The sequence below is a fragment of the Arthrobacter bambusae genome, from assembly GCF_030812595.1.
Classification (GTDB): domain Bacteria; phylum Actinomycetota; class Actinomycetes; order Actinomycetales; family Micrococcaceae; genus Arthrobacter; species Arthrobacter bambusae_B.
Genome location: NZ_JAUSSZ010000004.1, coordinates 259,249 through 274,670 on the forward strand (window position 1 = coordinate 259,249; position 15,422 = coordinate 274,670).

Below are 15,422 nucleotides of genomic sequence, written 5' to 3' on the forward strand. Positions count from 1 at the left end.
ATGCGCTAGCGAGCTTGGAACAAAGTCCAGAGGACTACTTTGCGGTGATGTTGTAGTACAGCAGGACGCCGTTCCAGCCGGAGTCGACGTTGCTAACGTTCTGGCTCCAAACAGCCTGGCGAGCCTGGTACCACAGGGGCAGGTTCGGAAGGTCCTTGAAGAGGATCTCCTGTGCCTGGGTGAACTTCTTGTTGGCGTCGTCCGTGGACTTGGAGGCCAAGCCTTCGGTCAGCAGCTTGTCGAACTCGGGGTTGCTGTAACCCTCGTAGTTGGCGCTGGCACCGGTCTTCAGAAGCGGACCGAGGAAGTTGTACAGCGACGGGTAGTCTGCCTGCCAACCGGCGCGGGTGAAGCCCGGGAGGGTCTTGGCCGTGCGGAGGTTCAGGATCTCGGCGAACTTCGCGAAGGGCTGGCCTTCTGCCTGGATGCCGAGGTTGTTCTTCAGGTTGTTGGCAACAGCGTCGATCCATTCCTTGTTGCCACCATCGGTGTTGTACGCAAGCTGGAGAACCTTGCCGGCGGGCCACGGGCTCATGGCGTTTGCCTTGGCCCACAGGTCCTTGGCCTTCGCGGCGTCGAACTTCAGGACGTCGGAGCCAGCCACGTTGGCGTTGTAGCCATCGATGGAGGGAGACGTGAAGTCCTTCGCCGGGATGCGGGTGCCGTTGAAGACAACCTTGGTGATTTCATCGCGGTTGATTGCCATGGAAATGGCCTGGCGACGCAGCTGGCCTGCAGCGCCCTGGAACTCCGGAAGGTAGTTCGGGATGTTCAGGGTCGCGTTGCCGGCGAAGGCCTTGTTCAGGTTGTGGTCCGGGAAGTCCGTGGTGTAGGTCTTCAGCGCGTTCGTCGGCAGGACATCGGTGACGTCGAGGTTGTTCGCCTGGACGTCCGTGTAAGCCGGTGCCGGGTCGGTGTAGAACTTGAAGGTCACACCGCCGTTCTTGGCCATGCGCGTGCCCTGGTAGTCAGGGTTCTTGACGAGGGCGATCTGGCTGTCGTGCTGCCAGGCACCCTTGGCGGCCATCTTGTAAGGACCGTTGCCGATGGGGTTTTCGCCGAAGGCCTTCGGGTCCTTGAGGGCGTCAGCCGGAAGCGGCATGAAGGCGGAGTAACCGAGGCGCTGCGGCCAGTCGGCTTCGGGCTGGGCCAGCTTGACCGTGATGGTCGAATCGTCCTTCAGCACCAGGCCGGACATCGTCTGGGCGGTCGGCGCCGGAGTCGACGTGGTCTTTCCGTCGGCACCTTTGGTCTTCGTGGTGGCGCTGACTGCGTCGTAACCTTCGATGGATTCGAAGAAGCTGCTGCTGGCCTGGGCGTTGGTGCTCAGGGCTGCGAAGTTCCAGGCATCAACAAAGCTCTTGGCGGTTACTGCCTCGCCGTTGGTGAACTTGGTACCCTTCTTGACCTTGATGGTGTAGTTCTGGCCATCGCTCGTGTCGATGGATTCCGCGAGTGCGTTCACCGACTTGCCGTTGGCGTCGTAGCTGGTCAGGCCTTCAAACAGGAGGTCGACAACGCGGCCACCGTACACCTCGTTGGTGTTGGACGGGAGCAAGGGGTGCTGGGGTTCATTGCTGTATGCGGTGATGATTTTGTTCGGATCGCCGGCAGCGGTCGGGCTGTTGCTTCCGGAGGCGGCGCTGCCGCATCCGGTGAGGGCAAGAGCGGCCACTGCCAGCAAGCCAAGAGCTTTGGAAGTGCGCGAAAAACGCATTCCGCCTCCTATGGATTCAGGGGGATGGGTCGGGGCAATTCATGGCTGCCCTCGCGGCCAGGCACAGAATTCTCCTGTGATGTGGCCTACATGGATGTGTAATCCTAACCACACCATGTCCGAAATGCGGAATCCTCTTGGCATGACCATCGAAGTGTGCTCTTGACAGCTTTAGTAATGAAGCAGTCATTTCAAGTAAATGAAGCAGTCATTTCACGAAAAGGCCGCTTCCTTGCTAGACTCCCTACGGATGTTCCCTGATTTTCCGCGGAATTCAGGGGTTTTCGGGCACACCGAAGGTGAGCGAGAGGCCCGCCCAGCGCCTCAATCAACCACGAAAAAGAGCCCCGTCGGCCGACGGCCAAAGGGACTCTTTTGCGGTTAAGGGCAGGAACTGCGTGCCGCTGGGAACGTCTCCGGGTTGCTACTCGATACCGGCAGCCATGAGCTGGGCGCGCAGTTCGCGACGCTCGCGCTGCTTCTCGGGATCCGGAAGCGGCACCGCTGCCAGCAGCCTCTGCGTGTAGGGCTCCTGCGGATTGCGAAGGATCTGTTCACGGGTGCCCTGCTCAACGATCCGGCCCCGCTGCATCACACAGATCCGGTCCGCAAGCACATCGACCACGGCGAGGTCGTGGGTGACGAACAGGCACGCAAATCCCAGTTCCTTCTGCAGGTTCTGGAAGAGTTCCAGGACCTTTGCCTGCACCGAAACGTCCAGTGCCGACGTCGGCTCGTCTGCGACCATGAGCTTGGGCTGCAGGGACAGTGCCCGGGCAATTCCCACGCGCTGCTTCTGGCCGCCCGACAATTCATGCGGATAGCGGTTGCGGTAGTCGCGCGGCAGTTCCACCTGGTCCAGAAGGGTCTCAATCCGTTTCTGCAGGTTGACTCCCTTCGCGACCCCCGCGAGGTACATCGGTTCGCCGATGCTTTCCCCGATGGGCAATCGCGGGTTCAGCGAGGACGAGGGATCCTGGAATACCATCCCGATGTCGCGGCGCACTTCGTGCAGCTGCTTCCCATTCCGCTTTGCTCCGGAAATGTCCTGCCCCACCACACGCATGCTGCCGGCGGCCACAGGCAAGAGCCCGACGGCGGCGCGACCGATGGTCGTTTTGCCCGATCCGGACTCCCCGACAAGGCCTACCACCTGGCCGGGGTAGATCACCAGGTTGGCCCCTTCCACGGCACGGAACGCGGGAACCCGTCCCTGCTTTGGGTACTCGATCGCCACGTCGACCAGTTCGAGTACGGGATTGGCTTGTGGCTTGGCGGCTTCTTCGGCCGCAGCCTGCAAGGCAAGCCGGTTTTCACGCTCCCGACGGACCAGCTCATCGTGCTCAACCGATTCCAGCTCGGAGTTGGTTGCGGCAGCCAATGCCGCGGTGACGTCGACGTCGGCGCTGTCGGCGCCCTGTCCCAGGTGGGGAACAGCGGCCAGGAGAGCTTGCGTGTATTCGTGCTGCGGGTTGCTGAAGATCTGTTGCGCAGTGCCGCTCTCCACAATGACGCCCTTGCGCATCACGGCAATACGGTCGGCGAGGTCGGCGACAACGCCCATGTCGTGGGTGATCAGGACGATGGCGCTGTCCAGCTTGTTGCGCAGGTTACGCATCAGATCCAGGATTTCGGCCTGGACAGTCACGTCCAGGGCCGTGGTGGGTTCGTCAGCGATCAGGAGTTTGGGATCGCAGGACAATGACTGCGCGATCATGGCTCGCTGCCGCTGGCCGCCCGAGAGCTGGTGCGGATAGGACTTGAAGGCCTTCTCCGGGTCCGGGAGCTCCACGAGCTCGAGCATGCGCACTGCCCGCTGCTTTGCTTCGTCAGGGGAGATTGAGTTGTGTAGCCGGAGCGTCTCCACAATCTGCGCACCCACGGTGTACACCGGGTTGAGTGCAGTCATAGGCTCCTGGAAGATCACGGCGACATCCTTGCCCCGGACCTCCCGGATGTTGCCCGACTTTTCACCCAGCAACTCTTTGCCTGAGAGCTTCACGCTCCCCCGGACCCGGCTGTTGCTGGGCAGCAGTCCGAGCAAGGCCATGGAACTGGCACTCTTGCCGGAGCCGGATTCACCGACGATCGCGAGGACCTCGCCGGCCCTGACCTCGTAGTTCAGGCCGATGGCGGCCGGGACCCATTTCTTGTCGACACCGAAGTCGACGCTGAGATCGCGTACTTCCAGGACCATGGCCCCCCGCGGGCTCCTGTCCGACTCGGTTTCGAGGTGGGTAGGCTCCGGTTCGGGGCTGGCGTTGTCAGTCATGTTGGGTCTTCCCTTCCACCCGGGCCACCCTCCAAGGGGTGATTAGTGAAGTAGCCCGGAATCCTGAATTATTAGGGGCATGAGCAGAGAGCCGTATGCCGGAAATGTCGAAATCTTCAAGGCCCGCACCAGCAAGTTGTTTGCTTGGATCTGCTGGGCCGTTGCGGTTTTCGGAGTGGTTGTAACGCTGGTGGCAGCCGGGCCGCGCGCCCTTCCGGGCACCACTCCCCTGCTCTTCGTTGCGTTCCTTGGGTGGTTGCTGTTCTGGCGCCCGGTAGTGCTGGTCCGGGATTCCGGCGTCGCGCTGGAGAATCCCTTCCGGACCTTCGATGTTCCCTGGGACGCCCTGGTGCAGGTTGATACCCGTTACGCCCTCACGCTCGTGACGCCCCGCAAGAAGTACGCGGCGTGGGCCGCCCCCGCACCGGGAATCTGGGGCGGACGGAACGCCCGCCCCGAGCACCTCAAAGGACTCCCGGGGACCACCTACGGTCCCGCCAGCTCGGTTCGCCCCGGAGACCTCAAGAACACCGATTCCGGCGCTGCAGCGCTCCTCGTACGCACCCGCTGGCAGGACCTCGTCGAGGCCGGCCGCGTAGAACCCGGCCGGGCCGAGGACGCTTCCGTGAAGGTCGACGTCGGATGGTTCCGGATAGCGGCGACCATCGCCTTGGCCGCCGCCAGTTACTGGGCGCTCTTCCTCTAGGAGGATTTCCCGGACGGGTAGCACTCAGCTGCCTTTCGGCGCATCGGCAACGGGCGCCGTCGTGCTGGAATGGCGCGTGGTTTCGACCGCGGTCTTTGCCTTGAACTTCTTCTGCCGCGGATCGAAAGCGTCCCGCAGGCCGTCTCCGATGAAGTTGATGCTCAAGCAGATGAGGATGATGAACAGGCCGGGGAACCAGAAGAGCCACGGCCGTGTAGCGAAGGCTTCCTGGTTCTGCGCAACCAACAGACCCAGCGAGGTGTCGGGCGCCTTCACGCCGAGGCCCAAGTAGCTAAGGGCGGTCTCGAGCAGGATCGCCGCGGACATGGTCAGCGTCACGTTGACGATCAGCACGCCGACGGCGTTCGGAAGGATGTGCTTGAAGATGATCCTGGCGTTGGAGGCGCCGGAGATTCTGGCCGCGTCGACGAACTCGCGTTCGCGGAGGGTCAGGAACTCGCCTCGGACAAGACGTGCGAGGCCGACCCAGCTGACGAATCCGAGGAAGACGCCCAGAATCACGACGCCGTTGTTGGCGGCGAATCCGTTCAACCAGCTGCCCTCATCCCGGCGGTTGGCAATCTGGCCCACGACCGCGGCGAGGAGCAGCAACGGAATGATGATGATGACGTCGGTGAGGCGCATGAGAACGGCTTCGACCCAGCCTCGGAAATAGCCGGCAAGTCCGCCGACTATTGCACCGATCGCACCTGCAATGGCACCGATCAGGACCATGACCGTGATGGACTGTTGGGCGCCGCGCATGGTCATGGCAAACAGGTCGCGTCCAATCCGGTCCTGGCCGAACGGATGCTCGCCCCAGGCGATTGGCCACAATGATGAGGTTGGGGCGCCGTCGTTCACGAGCGGTGAGACGTCAACGTGGTTGTATTTCCACCACCCGGGAATCCCGAAGGCGCCCACTGAAGTGAAAGCGAGCAGGAAGATGAGCGCGAACACCGCGAGTCCTATGAGGGCGCCTGTGTGGCCGAAAAACCTTTTGCGGACAATCTGTCCCTGGCTCAGGCCGCTGGTGACTTCGCTGCCTGCTTGGGTGGCTGCAGCTTCTGAGAGCGCCTGTTGCGCGAGGAGTTCGTCCTCTTGGGTTGGCTGGCTCATGCTTTGATCCTTACGCGAGGGTCGAGTGCGGAGTACGCGAGGTCCGCTATCAGGTTAAAGACCATGGCGGTGATGGCTACACACAGGAACACACCCATCACCGGGTTCGGGTCCGTGTGCAGCAGTCCGTCAATGAACAAGAAACCCATGCCGCGAACGGAAAAGACGGTTTCGGTGATGACGGCTCCACCAATCAAGGCACCGATGTCGAAGGCGACGATTGTCGCGATCGGAATGAGCGCGTTCCTGAAGGCGTGGCCCATGATGACCGAACGTTCGCTCAAGCCCTTGGCTCGCGCCGTCCGGATGTAGTCCATGTTCATGATCTCGAGCATCGACGACCGGGTGAATCGAGTGTAGCTGGCCAATGACACAAGGATCAGGGCGATCGTCGGCAGGACCAGGTGGGTCAAGGTATCAGTGGACATGATCCAGAAATCGCCCTGAATATTCGGGGTTCCTGCTCCGATCGTGGCGATCGGGCGTCCGCGTACGCGGCTGTTGTTGAAATATTCCGGCCAGGCCTGCATGAATCTGTCGACAACCACCAGGGCGCCCACGAGGAAGGCGGTTAGCCCCGCGGCGCGCATGGACTGTCCACGGTCGTATCCGCCCATGAAGTAACCGACGGCCACACCAATGAGGATGGCGGCGATGGCGAGGAGGAAGATCATGAGTCCGGTCGCCTCGTTGAGCAACGGCTGGACGGCAAAGTAGGCAATGACGCCGATGCCGACCACAATCAAGCTCGATTGCAGTGCCTTGCGGTTCTTGAGTCCGGAAACCAGGATGGTCACGCCGACAGCGATTCCCGCTCCCATGATCGCGATGATGACCGGGCCCAAGCCCGGATTGCGGAACCACTGTGTCAGCGAGAAGTAGAAGAGAATCAGCGAAACGGCAGCGAAGACCGAACCGCCGACGATCAGCCGGCGTTTCGTTTCACCGCCCACCGCGACGGCTGTGATGATACCGAGAACCGCACCTATTCCAAGCGCCACAACCGGTGGTATTTCCGGATTTCGAAGGAAGTCATTGAAGCCGATGGCGCCGAATTCCTTGAGGAGTACGGCCACCCAGAAGATCGGCAGCGAGAAGAACAGGAATGCCATGAAAGTCACGCCGTAGTCCAAGGCGCTGTACTGACGGAGCGCGGTGACGATTCCGAGCGAAATACCGATCAGGATCGCAAGGATGGTCGCACCGGTGACAAGTGTCAGGGTCTGAACCAAGGCAAAGCCGAGGGCCTCGGTGATTGGCTGCCCCGAGATGTTCTTGCCGAGATTACAGGCGTTGCTGAACGGAACGAGACACTGGGCAGCGCCTCCCAACCACTTGAAATAGCGAAGCGGCGCAGGAGTGTCGAGATCAAGCAAATTGATTCTCGCGTCCATCAACGCTTGCCGGTTGGGTGCGCTGCTGGTGCGGAGCTCCTCCAGAGGATCTCCGGACAACGCTGTCAGGAGATACACCAGGAACGATGCTCCAAGAAGTATGAGTGCGGCGGTTACCAGCCGCCGGACAATATAGGTCACCATCGTGAAGAACCTCGAAATCCAGGCCCGGGGTCGCCGGCGCCTATAGCAGAATCGTGCCCCTTCCCCGCTTGAGGTCGTTGGGAAGCAGACAATATGCCGGTTTACCAACCCGAAGGCGCCGGGACCATGATACGTCGGTCCCGGCGCCGCGGTTGATGCTATTTCTAGCTGAGTTTGGTCTTACTTCTGAGCCCACTCCCAGAAGTTCCACCAAACGCCAGTCTGGTTCGGCATGAGCTTCACGCCGGTGATGCGGTCGCTGTAGGCATCCACGTTCACGGACTGGAAGAGCGGCACACCGTACGCGCTGTCCCAGATCTTCTTGTCGATCTGCTTCTGCAGGTCGTCCTGCTTGCTGCGGTCAGTAGTGACTACGAGCTCTTCCATCAACTTGTCCGCATCGGTGTTGCTGAACTGGTTGAAGTTGTTGCCACCGTTGGTCTTGAAGATCTGCGGAACACCGGAAACACCGACGCCCGGGTTGATCCAGCCGAAGATCGTGGCGTCGTAACCACCCTTGCCCAGAGCCTTGCCCCAGTCGGACTTGCCCAGGCCGCCGTCGACGATCTTGAAGCCGGCCTTGGTAGCGGACTCGCGGATCAGCGAGAAGGCGTCCACACGGTTGGGGTTGTCCTTGTTGTACATGATGCGGATTTCCGGAGTTGCACCGTTGAGGAGCTTCTTGGCGCCGTCAATGTCCACGTCCTGGTAGGCGGAGGAGCCGTTGTTCTTGACGGAATCCGCGTAAGCAGCCTGCTGCGGGACGAAGATCTGCGAGTCAAGCGGCTTGGCGTTCGGGTCAAGCTTGCCAATGATCTTGTTGACGATGTCCTTGCGGGGCACAGTCTTCAAGAAGGCCGTACGCACGTTCTGGTCGGCCAACGGGCCTGAGAAGTTCAGGTCCAAGTGGTCGAAGGCCAGCTGGTTGCCCTGGTCGACGGTAACGCCCTGGCTGGAGAGCGCCTTCAACTGGTCGAGGGTGTCAGCGGAGGCCTGCGGGGCAATAATGTCTGCCTCGCCGTTCTTGAGCGCCTGGACCTGAGCCGGTGCCGATCCGATGTAGCGGACGGTGATTTCGTCAAGGCTGGGCGTCGGACCCCAGTTGTAGTCCTTGTTGCGGACCATGGTGAGGGACTGGTCCTGGTTCATGCTCTTCACGATGTAAGGACCGTTGGAGAGGAACAGGGTTGGGTCTGCGGGCAGCGTCTTCGTGTCGAAGCCCGTGTTCCACATATCCGACATTGCCTTCAACTTCGGGTCCGCGGGAAGCGGTGCCTGCGGATTGCCGCGCGGCTTGCTCTTGAAGAAGTCAATCAGGGCCTGGGTGTCCTTCAGCCCTGCCTTTTGGGCGACAACGTGGGCAGGAACGTCAATGCCCGGGCCACCCAGCACGATTTCCCAGTCAGCAAACGGCTTGGAGTACTTGAGCGTGAGGGTCTTGTTGCTGTTGCTGATCTCCGGGAAGTCCGTCAGGCTGAGGCCCGTGTTGTCCCCCGCGTAGGAGAAGTACGACGTGCCGGTCTTGGCTTTCGGATCGGCGTCGTCGTAGTAACCGGAGAAGGCTGCCCACTGCAGGAGGAGGTCCGCTGCGGTGACCGGGGTCCCATCGGACCACTTCACGCCATCGTTAATGGTGTACTTGACGGTCAGCGGGTTGTCCGAGACCTTTTCCATCTTGCCGAACTTGTCGTTGTGGACGACATTCAGCTTGTTGTCGATGTAGTAGAAGCCCGAGTGCGTCGCGTAGCTGATCTTGGAGTTAATATCAGTGTTGCCATCGGCCGTGTTGGGGTTGAACGTATTGAAAGCGTTGACCTCGACCACAGTGGCCGTGCCACCCGTCTTGGCTGCTCCGGTGGATGGGGTATTGCCACCGGAATTGCCGGCACAGGCGCTCAGTGCGATCGCGGCGATTGCCGCAATACCCACTGCTTTGGAAGTACGTCCGAAACGCATTCCGCCTCCTATTTTTTTGAGTGGAAAAAGCCGGCGCTGTTGGCTCCGGCAGACTGCCACAATCCCCTCAGCAGGCTTGTGGCTCGTCTCACATGAGCAGTAGCCTAGCGTTCGGAACGGATGTTTGGGTGCAAAGTTTCCCGTCGGTAACGTTTGTTATCGAGATGCAATCATTGAAGGACGTCCAAGTGCTTCCGTGATCTGCGCCAATATGACATAAGCCCCGATTCAAGGCGAATCGGGGCTTATGTCGGTTAATTCTCCATCACTAAACCTTCCCGGCGGAGAAGGTCGGGAAGAGACCGCACAAGCCGCTTGCCGGGCGCAGGGGTACCCGCACGTGGGCTTGGGGTCTACGTTGGGACCTATGAGCGAGAAATTCACTTATCAGGGCGGTCCCCGCGATAAAGAACGCAGCGAGGGCGAGGTATCGGACTTCCCGGAGATCCACCAAGGCGGCGAGTACCAATGGTCCGGCTTGGCGCACGGCCAACCGCTAGGCGATGAAACCGCCAGTGAGTCCGACGACGGCGAGACCGCAACCGTGGTTTGGTATCCGAAAACGCCCGATTAGTCTCGCTTTCCCCGTTACGCAGGCCTAGTCTTCGCCGCCAGCAGCACCGGCCGCACCCGCAAATCCTGTCCCAGTAGCTCCGCAACCCGCAGCACCCAACACGGTCCAAGGAATAATCCCTGGAGCCTTCTGTCCTAATGCCGACGTTGGCATGCAAGGCATCGCCGCAAATGGCCGGACCTACGTCTGCTGAGGCAAAGGCGCCGACAAAAACGGCCACTACCACTGGAACGTCTAACGGCAGCGTCACCCGTATAAGCGGCGTGTCAATTGACTGATACACACGGAGGCCGGGATGCCGCAGTGGGTCATTATCCTTCTGGAGTTGTCACCGCTGGTGCTGGGCGGCGTTTTGGCAGTCGGCGCCTGGCTGGGGACACGGCGACACGGCACCTCGCTCTCCGGCCGGGCCGGTGTTCTCGCTGCCGTCGGCGGTTTGGTGCCGATGGTAGTCAGTTGCCTGTACTCGATTGTGGGGGTCACGCCGCAACTGCTCACAGCGATAGGGCCGGACGCGGGCATGGGCGTTCTGGAGGTCCGATTCGTCACCCCGCTGGCCGCCGGGCTCGTCGCGTTGGTCATGCTCTGTGTCCGCGGCCGCCGCAAACCTTCCACGGCAACCGCAGGCATCGCCCGCCGGACAGCATTCACTTTCCTGTCCGCAGGCTGGACTGTGGCCGTGGTGGCGATTGTCGTTGTCACGATCGGTCTCTCGCTCGCGGCAGGGCTGGCATCTGTCCCTGACCGGGTCGGCAACTACACCGTGCTTACTTTCCAGATCGGCACCATGAGGGTGGGGACCACGATCTATGGCTGGTACTACTCGGTTCCGACGATGTTCCTGCTGATGGCTCTGATCGGCACCGCGTGGTCGGAGCCGCAACATCGCCGCGCTCACCACGGGCGCTATCGCCTTCCACCTCGCCGCGATCCTCGGCTCACTCGCAGGCACCTCCAGAACGGGAGGCGGACTCTCCACCGACAACGCCGGAGTAATCAACGTGGGGTCCCCGTTCCAGCGGGCGCTTAAACTCCAAAACCTCTCGTGTTCTCTCCTTGGGGTCGAGGCCAAATTCTTATTCGATAAATCTGTTTTTGTCGCGCAGCCCGCTAGCCTCATCGGAGGATTAAGGGGAGATCATGCTGGAAGTAGCACTGAGCTGCACGAACGCAACGTTGAAAATGGACGCGGACGGCGTCTTCCATCTGCGGTGGAACCCTGGTTCCGACGTGTCGTCGGCTGACGCTGATGCTGTCGTCGCGGCCGTCCAGGGAATGACCGGAGCCAGCCTTCAGCCCATGCTGGTCGAGGTAGTGGACGTGTGCATGAGTCCCGCGGCGAGAGTGACGCTGTTGGGAGTGCGGTTTGTCTCTGCCGTGGCGCTGGTCGGTGCCACGGTGGTCGACCGGGTGGTGGCCGGGGCTTTACTGCGGAATCAAGAGTGCCCCCATGGATACTTCACCTCTGTGGAGGACGCCCGGGAGTGGTTGGGCGGGTTCCCGTCCCCCGCGAGCTGGAGGGGTCTGCTTCCTGACCGCGCCAGCGACCGGTTGCTGAGCGACACCCTGTACTGTTCACGCCGCCGTCGGGCGGGTGATTAGGCTAGGTGGATGGCGACAGTTATTCTCGTGCGGCACGGCCGCACCACAGCCAATGCCACTGGACTGTTGGCCGGCCGGGCCGTCGGCGTCAGCCTGGACCAGGTCGGGCTGGACCAGGCGGCCCTGGCCGGAGACCGGCTAGCGGCCGTGCCCTTAGTGGGGGTGGTGTCGAGCCCTCTTGAGCGTTGTCAGCAAACGGCCCAGCTCATCCTCGATCGCCAAGCCGGCACGCCGTACGCGCCGGTCGATCCCGATCTCACCGAGTGCGATTACGGCCAGTGGCAAGGCCGCATGCTCAGCGATCTCGCGAGCGAGGATTTGTGGACGATGGTGCAGTCGCAACCGTCCGCCGTCGTCTTCCCCGGCGGCGAATCCATGGCCGCGATGCAGGCTCGTTCAGTGGCATCGATTCGACGCCACGATGCCGCATTTGAAGCCGAGCACGGTCCAGGGGCCGTGTGGGTGGCGGTGAGCCACGGTGACATCATCAAGTCAATCCTCGCCGACGCGCTCGGCATGCACCTCGACCTGTTCCAGCGTATTAACGTAGGCCCTGCCTCCGTATCGATCGTGCGCTACAGCCCTAGTCGGCCGAGCGTCTACGCGACCAACACTGACGCGGGTGACCTGTCGTGGCTGGCGAACGGCATCCAATCTGGCGATGCGCCTGTGGGCGGCGGTGCAGGGCAAAAGGCGCCATGAACCTCATGTGCCTAAAATACTGATATGCCTACACGTGTTCACGAGTTTTCCTGGCCTGATCGGGTGGTCGTTGGCACCATTGGCCTTCCCGGGGCGCGCACGTTCTACCTGCAGGTGCGCGCGGGGACGCAGATCGTGAGCATTGCCCTGGAGAAGCAGCAGTCGGCTCAGCTCGCGGAGAAGATCGACGAAATACTCGACCAGCTCATCACTATCGAGGGCAACCCCTTCAGCGTTCCCACGGGTACTCCCATTGAACTAGTCGACAATGACGAGCTCGAGGCCGTTCAGGAGCAGTTTCGCGCTGGCGCCATGAGCCTGGGTTGGGACCCAACCACGGCCCAGATCGTCATAGAGGCCCACCCCATCACCGATCTCGATGCTGATGACAACGACGAATCGCTCGATGGGGACGACGCTAACGAATCCGAAATGATGCTGGTGCGAATGCCGGTCGGCACCGCCCGCGCATTCGCCAAACGCACCCGGGAGGTCGTGGGCGCCGGGCGTCCGACGTGCCCGCTCTGCGGCAACCCCATAGACGCCGACGGACACATCTGCACCTTCCCCGAGATCTGATGCCAGCTCCGGACCTAGTGACCGCCGAGCTCAGGCTGACCGGCCGCATCATGACGGCTTCAAACGCTACATTCCTGGGCAGCATCGGCGACGTAAGGGTCGTTTATAAGCCGATAGCCGGCGAAAGTCCGCTATGGGATTTTCCCGACGGCGCCCTGGCCCACCGGGAGGTGGCCGCTTACCTGGTCTCGCAGGTCCTAGGTTGGGACATCGTCCCGCACACCTGGCTGCGCGATGGTCCGATGGGCGAAGGAATGGTGCAGCTCTGGCAAGAGCGAGACCCGGCCCAGAGCCCCGTCGACGTGGTCGCGACGGACGACGTGCCGGAGACGGGCTGGAAACAGGTTCTCGAGGGGCAAGATGAAAACGGGCGGATGGTCGCCCTCGTTCACGAAGACTCGCCAGCGCTCAGGCGCATGGCGGTGTTCGACGTCGTCGTCAACAATGCTGACCGCAAAGGCGACCACATTCTTGCCATGGCGGACGGACACCGGCACGGCGTGGACCATGGGCTCACCTTCCACCGTGACCACAAGCTGCGCACTGTGCTGTGGGGATGGCTCGGAGACACTCTGACCACCGAGGAACGCGACGGCCTAGATCGAATCAGCGAAGGACTGCGCGGTGGACTGGGCCGAAGCCTCGCGGACTTGCTCAGCGCCGAAGAAATCGCATCGCTCGCCGCGCGCTGCGCCCGGTTGCGCTTGGCAGGGCGGTTTCCGGCTCCGAGCGGTGGGATGCCGGCGGTGCCTTGGCCGCTGTTCTAGCCGGCTCCTCTGTGACTGTGGGTTGAGAATGGCGGATGTTCTCCCCCGCCTGGGCTAGACGATCACACCGGCGGTGAGCTGCCGAGTCTGGGAACGACGGGGAAGACCATGTGCCCAGAACGCGATCATTAGTCCGACGGTGGCGCCCCCGCCGGCAAGAGTCCAGGGTGAAGACCAAGACCCTTCCGGGGTGGGAATCGCGAAGGCGGCCGCGACGGTGGCGGCTCCGAGAAGAACCTCTACGGCGGCTTGCAGTGGCCTGAGTCGGTACTCACGATAGGCGAGGCGGATGAGAGGGATGAGCGGGAGCAGGAACAGGCCCAGGCTGGGGAACGGGTAAATTGCGTTGAAAGTGAAAATCGCGAGACCCAGTACGAGAAGGCCCAGGAACTGGAGAACTTGCAGCACTTTGAGTGGGTTCTCCGGCGTCCACTTGCTCACTAGAAGCCCCCATGCCGGCAGGCCAAGCAGCCATCCGCCGGCCCAGAATCCGAGGTTCAGCACCGCCACGACGGCGAGCAGGGCTCCGGGCATTAGGAACGCCACGGCTTGTCGCGGCGACGGAAGCTTTCCAAGCGGGCCGAAGATGCAGCCGCCGATCAGCAGGTAAGCGGCGATGTACCCGGGCAGAAGCTGGATCGGGGGCACTTGCGACAGCCCGAACAACAGGAGTGCCACCGCGGCGACCATGACGCACACCGCGGCGAACGACCATGGGCGGCGGGCACGAGTAGGTTTTGCATCCCCCAATGTCATGAAACGCACTTTACAGGTTCGCGCCGGGGCGCACGGTTCGCGTCAGGCGATATGCGTCATTTGCACGCGCCGTCCGTAAGCCGGTGGCTCAGCGGGCGCGAGTGGGCATCGTAGCTCGGTAGTCAGCCGAGCTCGGCTCGGTGCTCGGCTCCGTACTCTGACCACCCGCCTGGGTAGAGACGGCCCTGGCCGAGTCCTGCATGCTCGAGAGCGAGAAGATTGTGGCAGGCCGTGACGCCTGAGCCACAGTAGGAGATGACGGCAGTAGCGTCTTCGATCCCAACCTTCGCAAACGCTCGTCGGAGCTCTGCGATCGGGCGCAGGCGTCCATCGGGGGCGAGGTTCGCACGGCAGGGGACGTTCACTGCGCCAGGAATGTGTCCGGCTTGGGGATCGGTAGGCAGCTGAAGGCTTCCGTCGAAGCGTTCGGCATTGCGGGCGTCGACGATGATCCCGGCAGCCCCTGCCGTGATGTCCTCAAGCTGGGCGAGACGTGCCTCAGGCCACGGAGACGGCGTGAAGGTCACCGGCGTCGGCTTCACGGGCGTCGTCTCCAGCGGTCCCGTCCATGCGTCGAGCCCACCGTCGAGCAATGCCGCCCTGTGCCCGAGCGCACGCAGCATCCACACGAGCCGGGCGGCGATTACTCCCCCCGCGTCGTCGTAGGCGACTACGGTCGTGTCGTCGCCGATTCCCAGGGAGGACATTCCATGTGCGAACACTTCAGAGTCGGGAAGCGGGTTCAGCCCGTGTGGTCCGGAACTGCCCGACAACCATGCGTCCAGGTCCACGAACACCGCATCTGGAAGATGTCCACCGTCGTACGATGCACGGCCCGATGCACCGTCGAGGTACCAGCGAACATCAGCGGTTACAACATTGCTTCCGTGCGCCTTCAGCCACGCGGCGTCAACAAAGGGCGGAAGATCTTCTTCGGTTATCCGGCTGACGTCCATACAGTGCAGGCTAGATCAAGTGTCCATACTCTGAGCAAAGATGTCCCAAAATATGGACAGCCACGAAGGATGGGACGCACCACGGCTGGTTCTAGCGGTCGTTGCAACACCCAGAATTTTTTGGGAGTTGCAACGACCGTGTCGTCTTTAAAGAAGGAGCCGGTAAACCAACGGAGGT

The 15,422-nt window shown here is 61.9% G+C and carries 14 protein-coding genes; 7 read left to right on the top strand and 7 right to left on the bottom strand.

The window, feature by feature from the left end; all coding sequences use genetic code 11:
• Positions 1-34: 34 nt before the first annotated feature.
• Positions 35-1,717: a peptide ABC transporter substrate-binding protein gene (locus J2S96_RS08350; RefSeq protein ID WP_306861726.1), complete on the bottom strand. Its 1,683-nt coding sequence runs from the start codon at positions 1,715-1,717 to the stop codon at positions 35-37.
• A gap of 424 nt (positions 1,718-2,141) precedes the next feature.
• A complete protein-coding gene (locus J2S96_RS08355; RefSeq protein WP_370873044.1) occupies positions 2,142-3,989 on the bottom strand; it encodes an ABC transporter ATP-binding protein in 1,848 nt (615 codons plus the stop codon).
• Between the two features lie 79 nt (positions 3,990-4,068).
• Between J2S96_RS08355 and J2S96_RS08360 the strand changes: the two genes are divergently transcribed.
• Positions 4,069-4,695: a PH domain-containing protein gene (locus tag J2S96_RS08360; protein ID WP_306861728.1), complete on the top strand. Its 627-nt coding sequence runs from the start codon at positions 4,069-4,071 to the stop codon at positions 4,693-4,695.
• A gap of 24 nt (positions 4,696-4,719) precedes the next feature.
• Here J2S96_RS08360 and J2S96_RS08365 read toward each other — a convergent pair whose 3' ends face one another.
• The 3 genes from J2S96_RS08365 to J2S96_RS08375 all read right to left on the bottom strand — a co-directional run bounded on the left by J2S96_RS08365 (position 4,720) and on the right by J2S96_RS08375 (position 9,308).
• On the bottom strand, positions 4,720-5,814 hold the full coding sequence (locus tag J2S96_RS08365) for an ABC transporter permease (protein ID WP_306861730.1): 1,095 nt from the start codon (positions 5,812-5,814) through the stop codon (positions 4,720-4,722).
• Positions 5,811-7,352: an ABC transporter permease gene (locus tag J2S96_RS08370; protein WP_306861732.1), complete on the bottom strand. Its 1,542-nt coding sequence runs from the start codon at positions 7,350-7,352 to the stop codon at positions 5,811-5,813. Before J2S96_RS08370 ends, J2S96_RS08365 begins: the two co-directional genes overlap by 4 nt.
• A gap of 180 nt (positions 7,353-7,532) precedes the next feature.
• Positions 7,533-9,308: an ABC transporter family substrate-binding protein gene (locus J2S96_RS08375; RefSeq protein WP_306861734.1), complete on the bottom strand. Its 1,776-nt coding sequence runs from the start codon at positions 9,306-9,308 to the stop codon at positions 7,533-7,535.
• Positions 9,309-9,675: 367 nt separating this feature from the next.
• On the opposite strand from J2S96_RS08375, the gene J2S96_RS08380 reads away from it, so the two are divergent.
• The 6 genes from J2S96_RS08380 to J2S96_RS08405 all read left to right on the top strand — a co-directional run bounded on the left by J2S96_RS08380 (position 9,676) and on the right by J2S96_RS08405 (position 13,532).
• Positions 9,676-9,882, top strand: coding sequence for a hypothetical protein (locus tag J2S96_RS08380; RefSeq protein ID WP_306861736.1), 207 nt, complete (start codon positions 9,676-9,678; stop codon positions 9,880-9,882).
• Between the two features lie 295 nt (positions 9,883-10,177).
• Positions 10,178-10,912, top strand: a complete 735-nt coding sequence (locus J2S96_RS08385; protein ID WP_306861738.1) for a hypothetical protein — start codon at positions 10,178-10,180, stop codon at positions 10,910-10,912.
• Positions 10,913-11,022: 110 nt separating this feature from the next.
• Positions 11,023-11,484, top strand: a complete 462-nt coding sequence (locus J2S96_RS08390; protein WP_306861740.1) for a DUF7793 family protein — start codon at positions 11,023-11,025, stop codon at positions 11,482-11,484.
• 9 nt (positions 11,485-11,493) lie between these two features.
• Entirely contained in the window at positions 11,494-12,186 is a 693-nt protein-coding gene (locus tag J2S96_RS08395; protein ID WP_306861742.1) for a histidine phosphatase family protein, read from the top strand.
• A 24-nt stretch (positions 12,187-12,210) separates the two neighbouring features.
• On the top strand, positions 12,211-12,765 hold the full coding sequence (locus J2S96_RS08400) for a DUF3090 domain-containing protein (RefSeq protein WP_306861744.1): 555 nt from the start codon (positions 12,211-12,213) through the stop codon (positions 12,763-12,765).
• Positions 12,765-13,532, top strand: a complete 768-nt coding sequence (locus tag J2S96_RS08405) for an SCO1664 family protein (protein WP_306861746.1) — start codon at positions 12,765-12,767, stop codon at positions 13,530-13,532. The genes J2S96_RS08400 and J2S96_RS08405 overlap by 1 nt, the downstream gene beginning before the upstream one ends.
• Positions 13,533-13,586: 54 nt before the next feature.
• On the opposite strand, the gene J2S96_RS08410 is transcribed toward J2S96_RS08405, so the two are convergent.
• Both J2S96_RS08410 and J2S96_RS08415 read right to left on the bottom strand, forming a co-directional pair.
• A complete protein-coding gene (locus J2S96_RS08410) occupies positions 13,587-14,288 on the bottom strand; it encodes a hypothetical protein (protein ID WP_306861748.1) in 702 nt (233 codons plus the stop codon).
• Between the two features lie 122 nt (positions 14,289-14,410).
• Complete coding sequence (locus J2S96_RS08415) at positions 14,411-15,244, bottom strand: sulfurtransferase (protein WP_306861750.1); 834 nt, start codon at positions 15,242-15,244, stop codon at positions 14,411-14,413.
• Positions 15,245-15,422 lie beyond the last annotated feature (178 nt).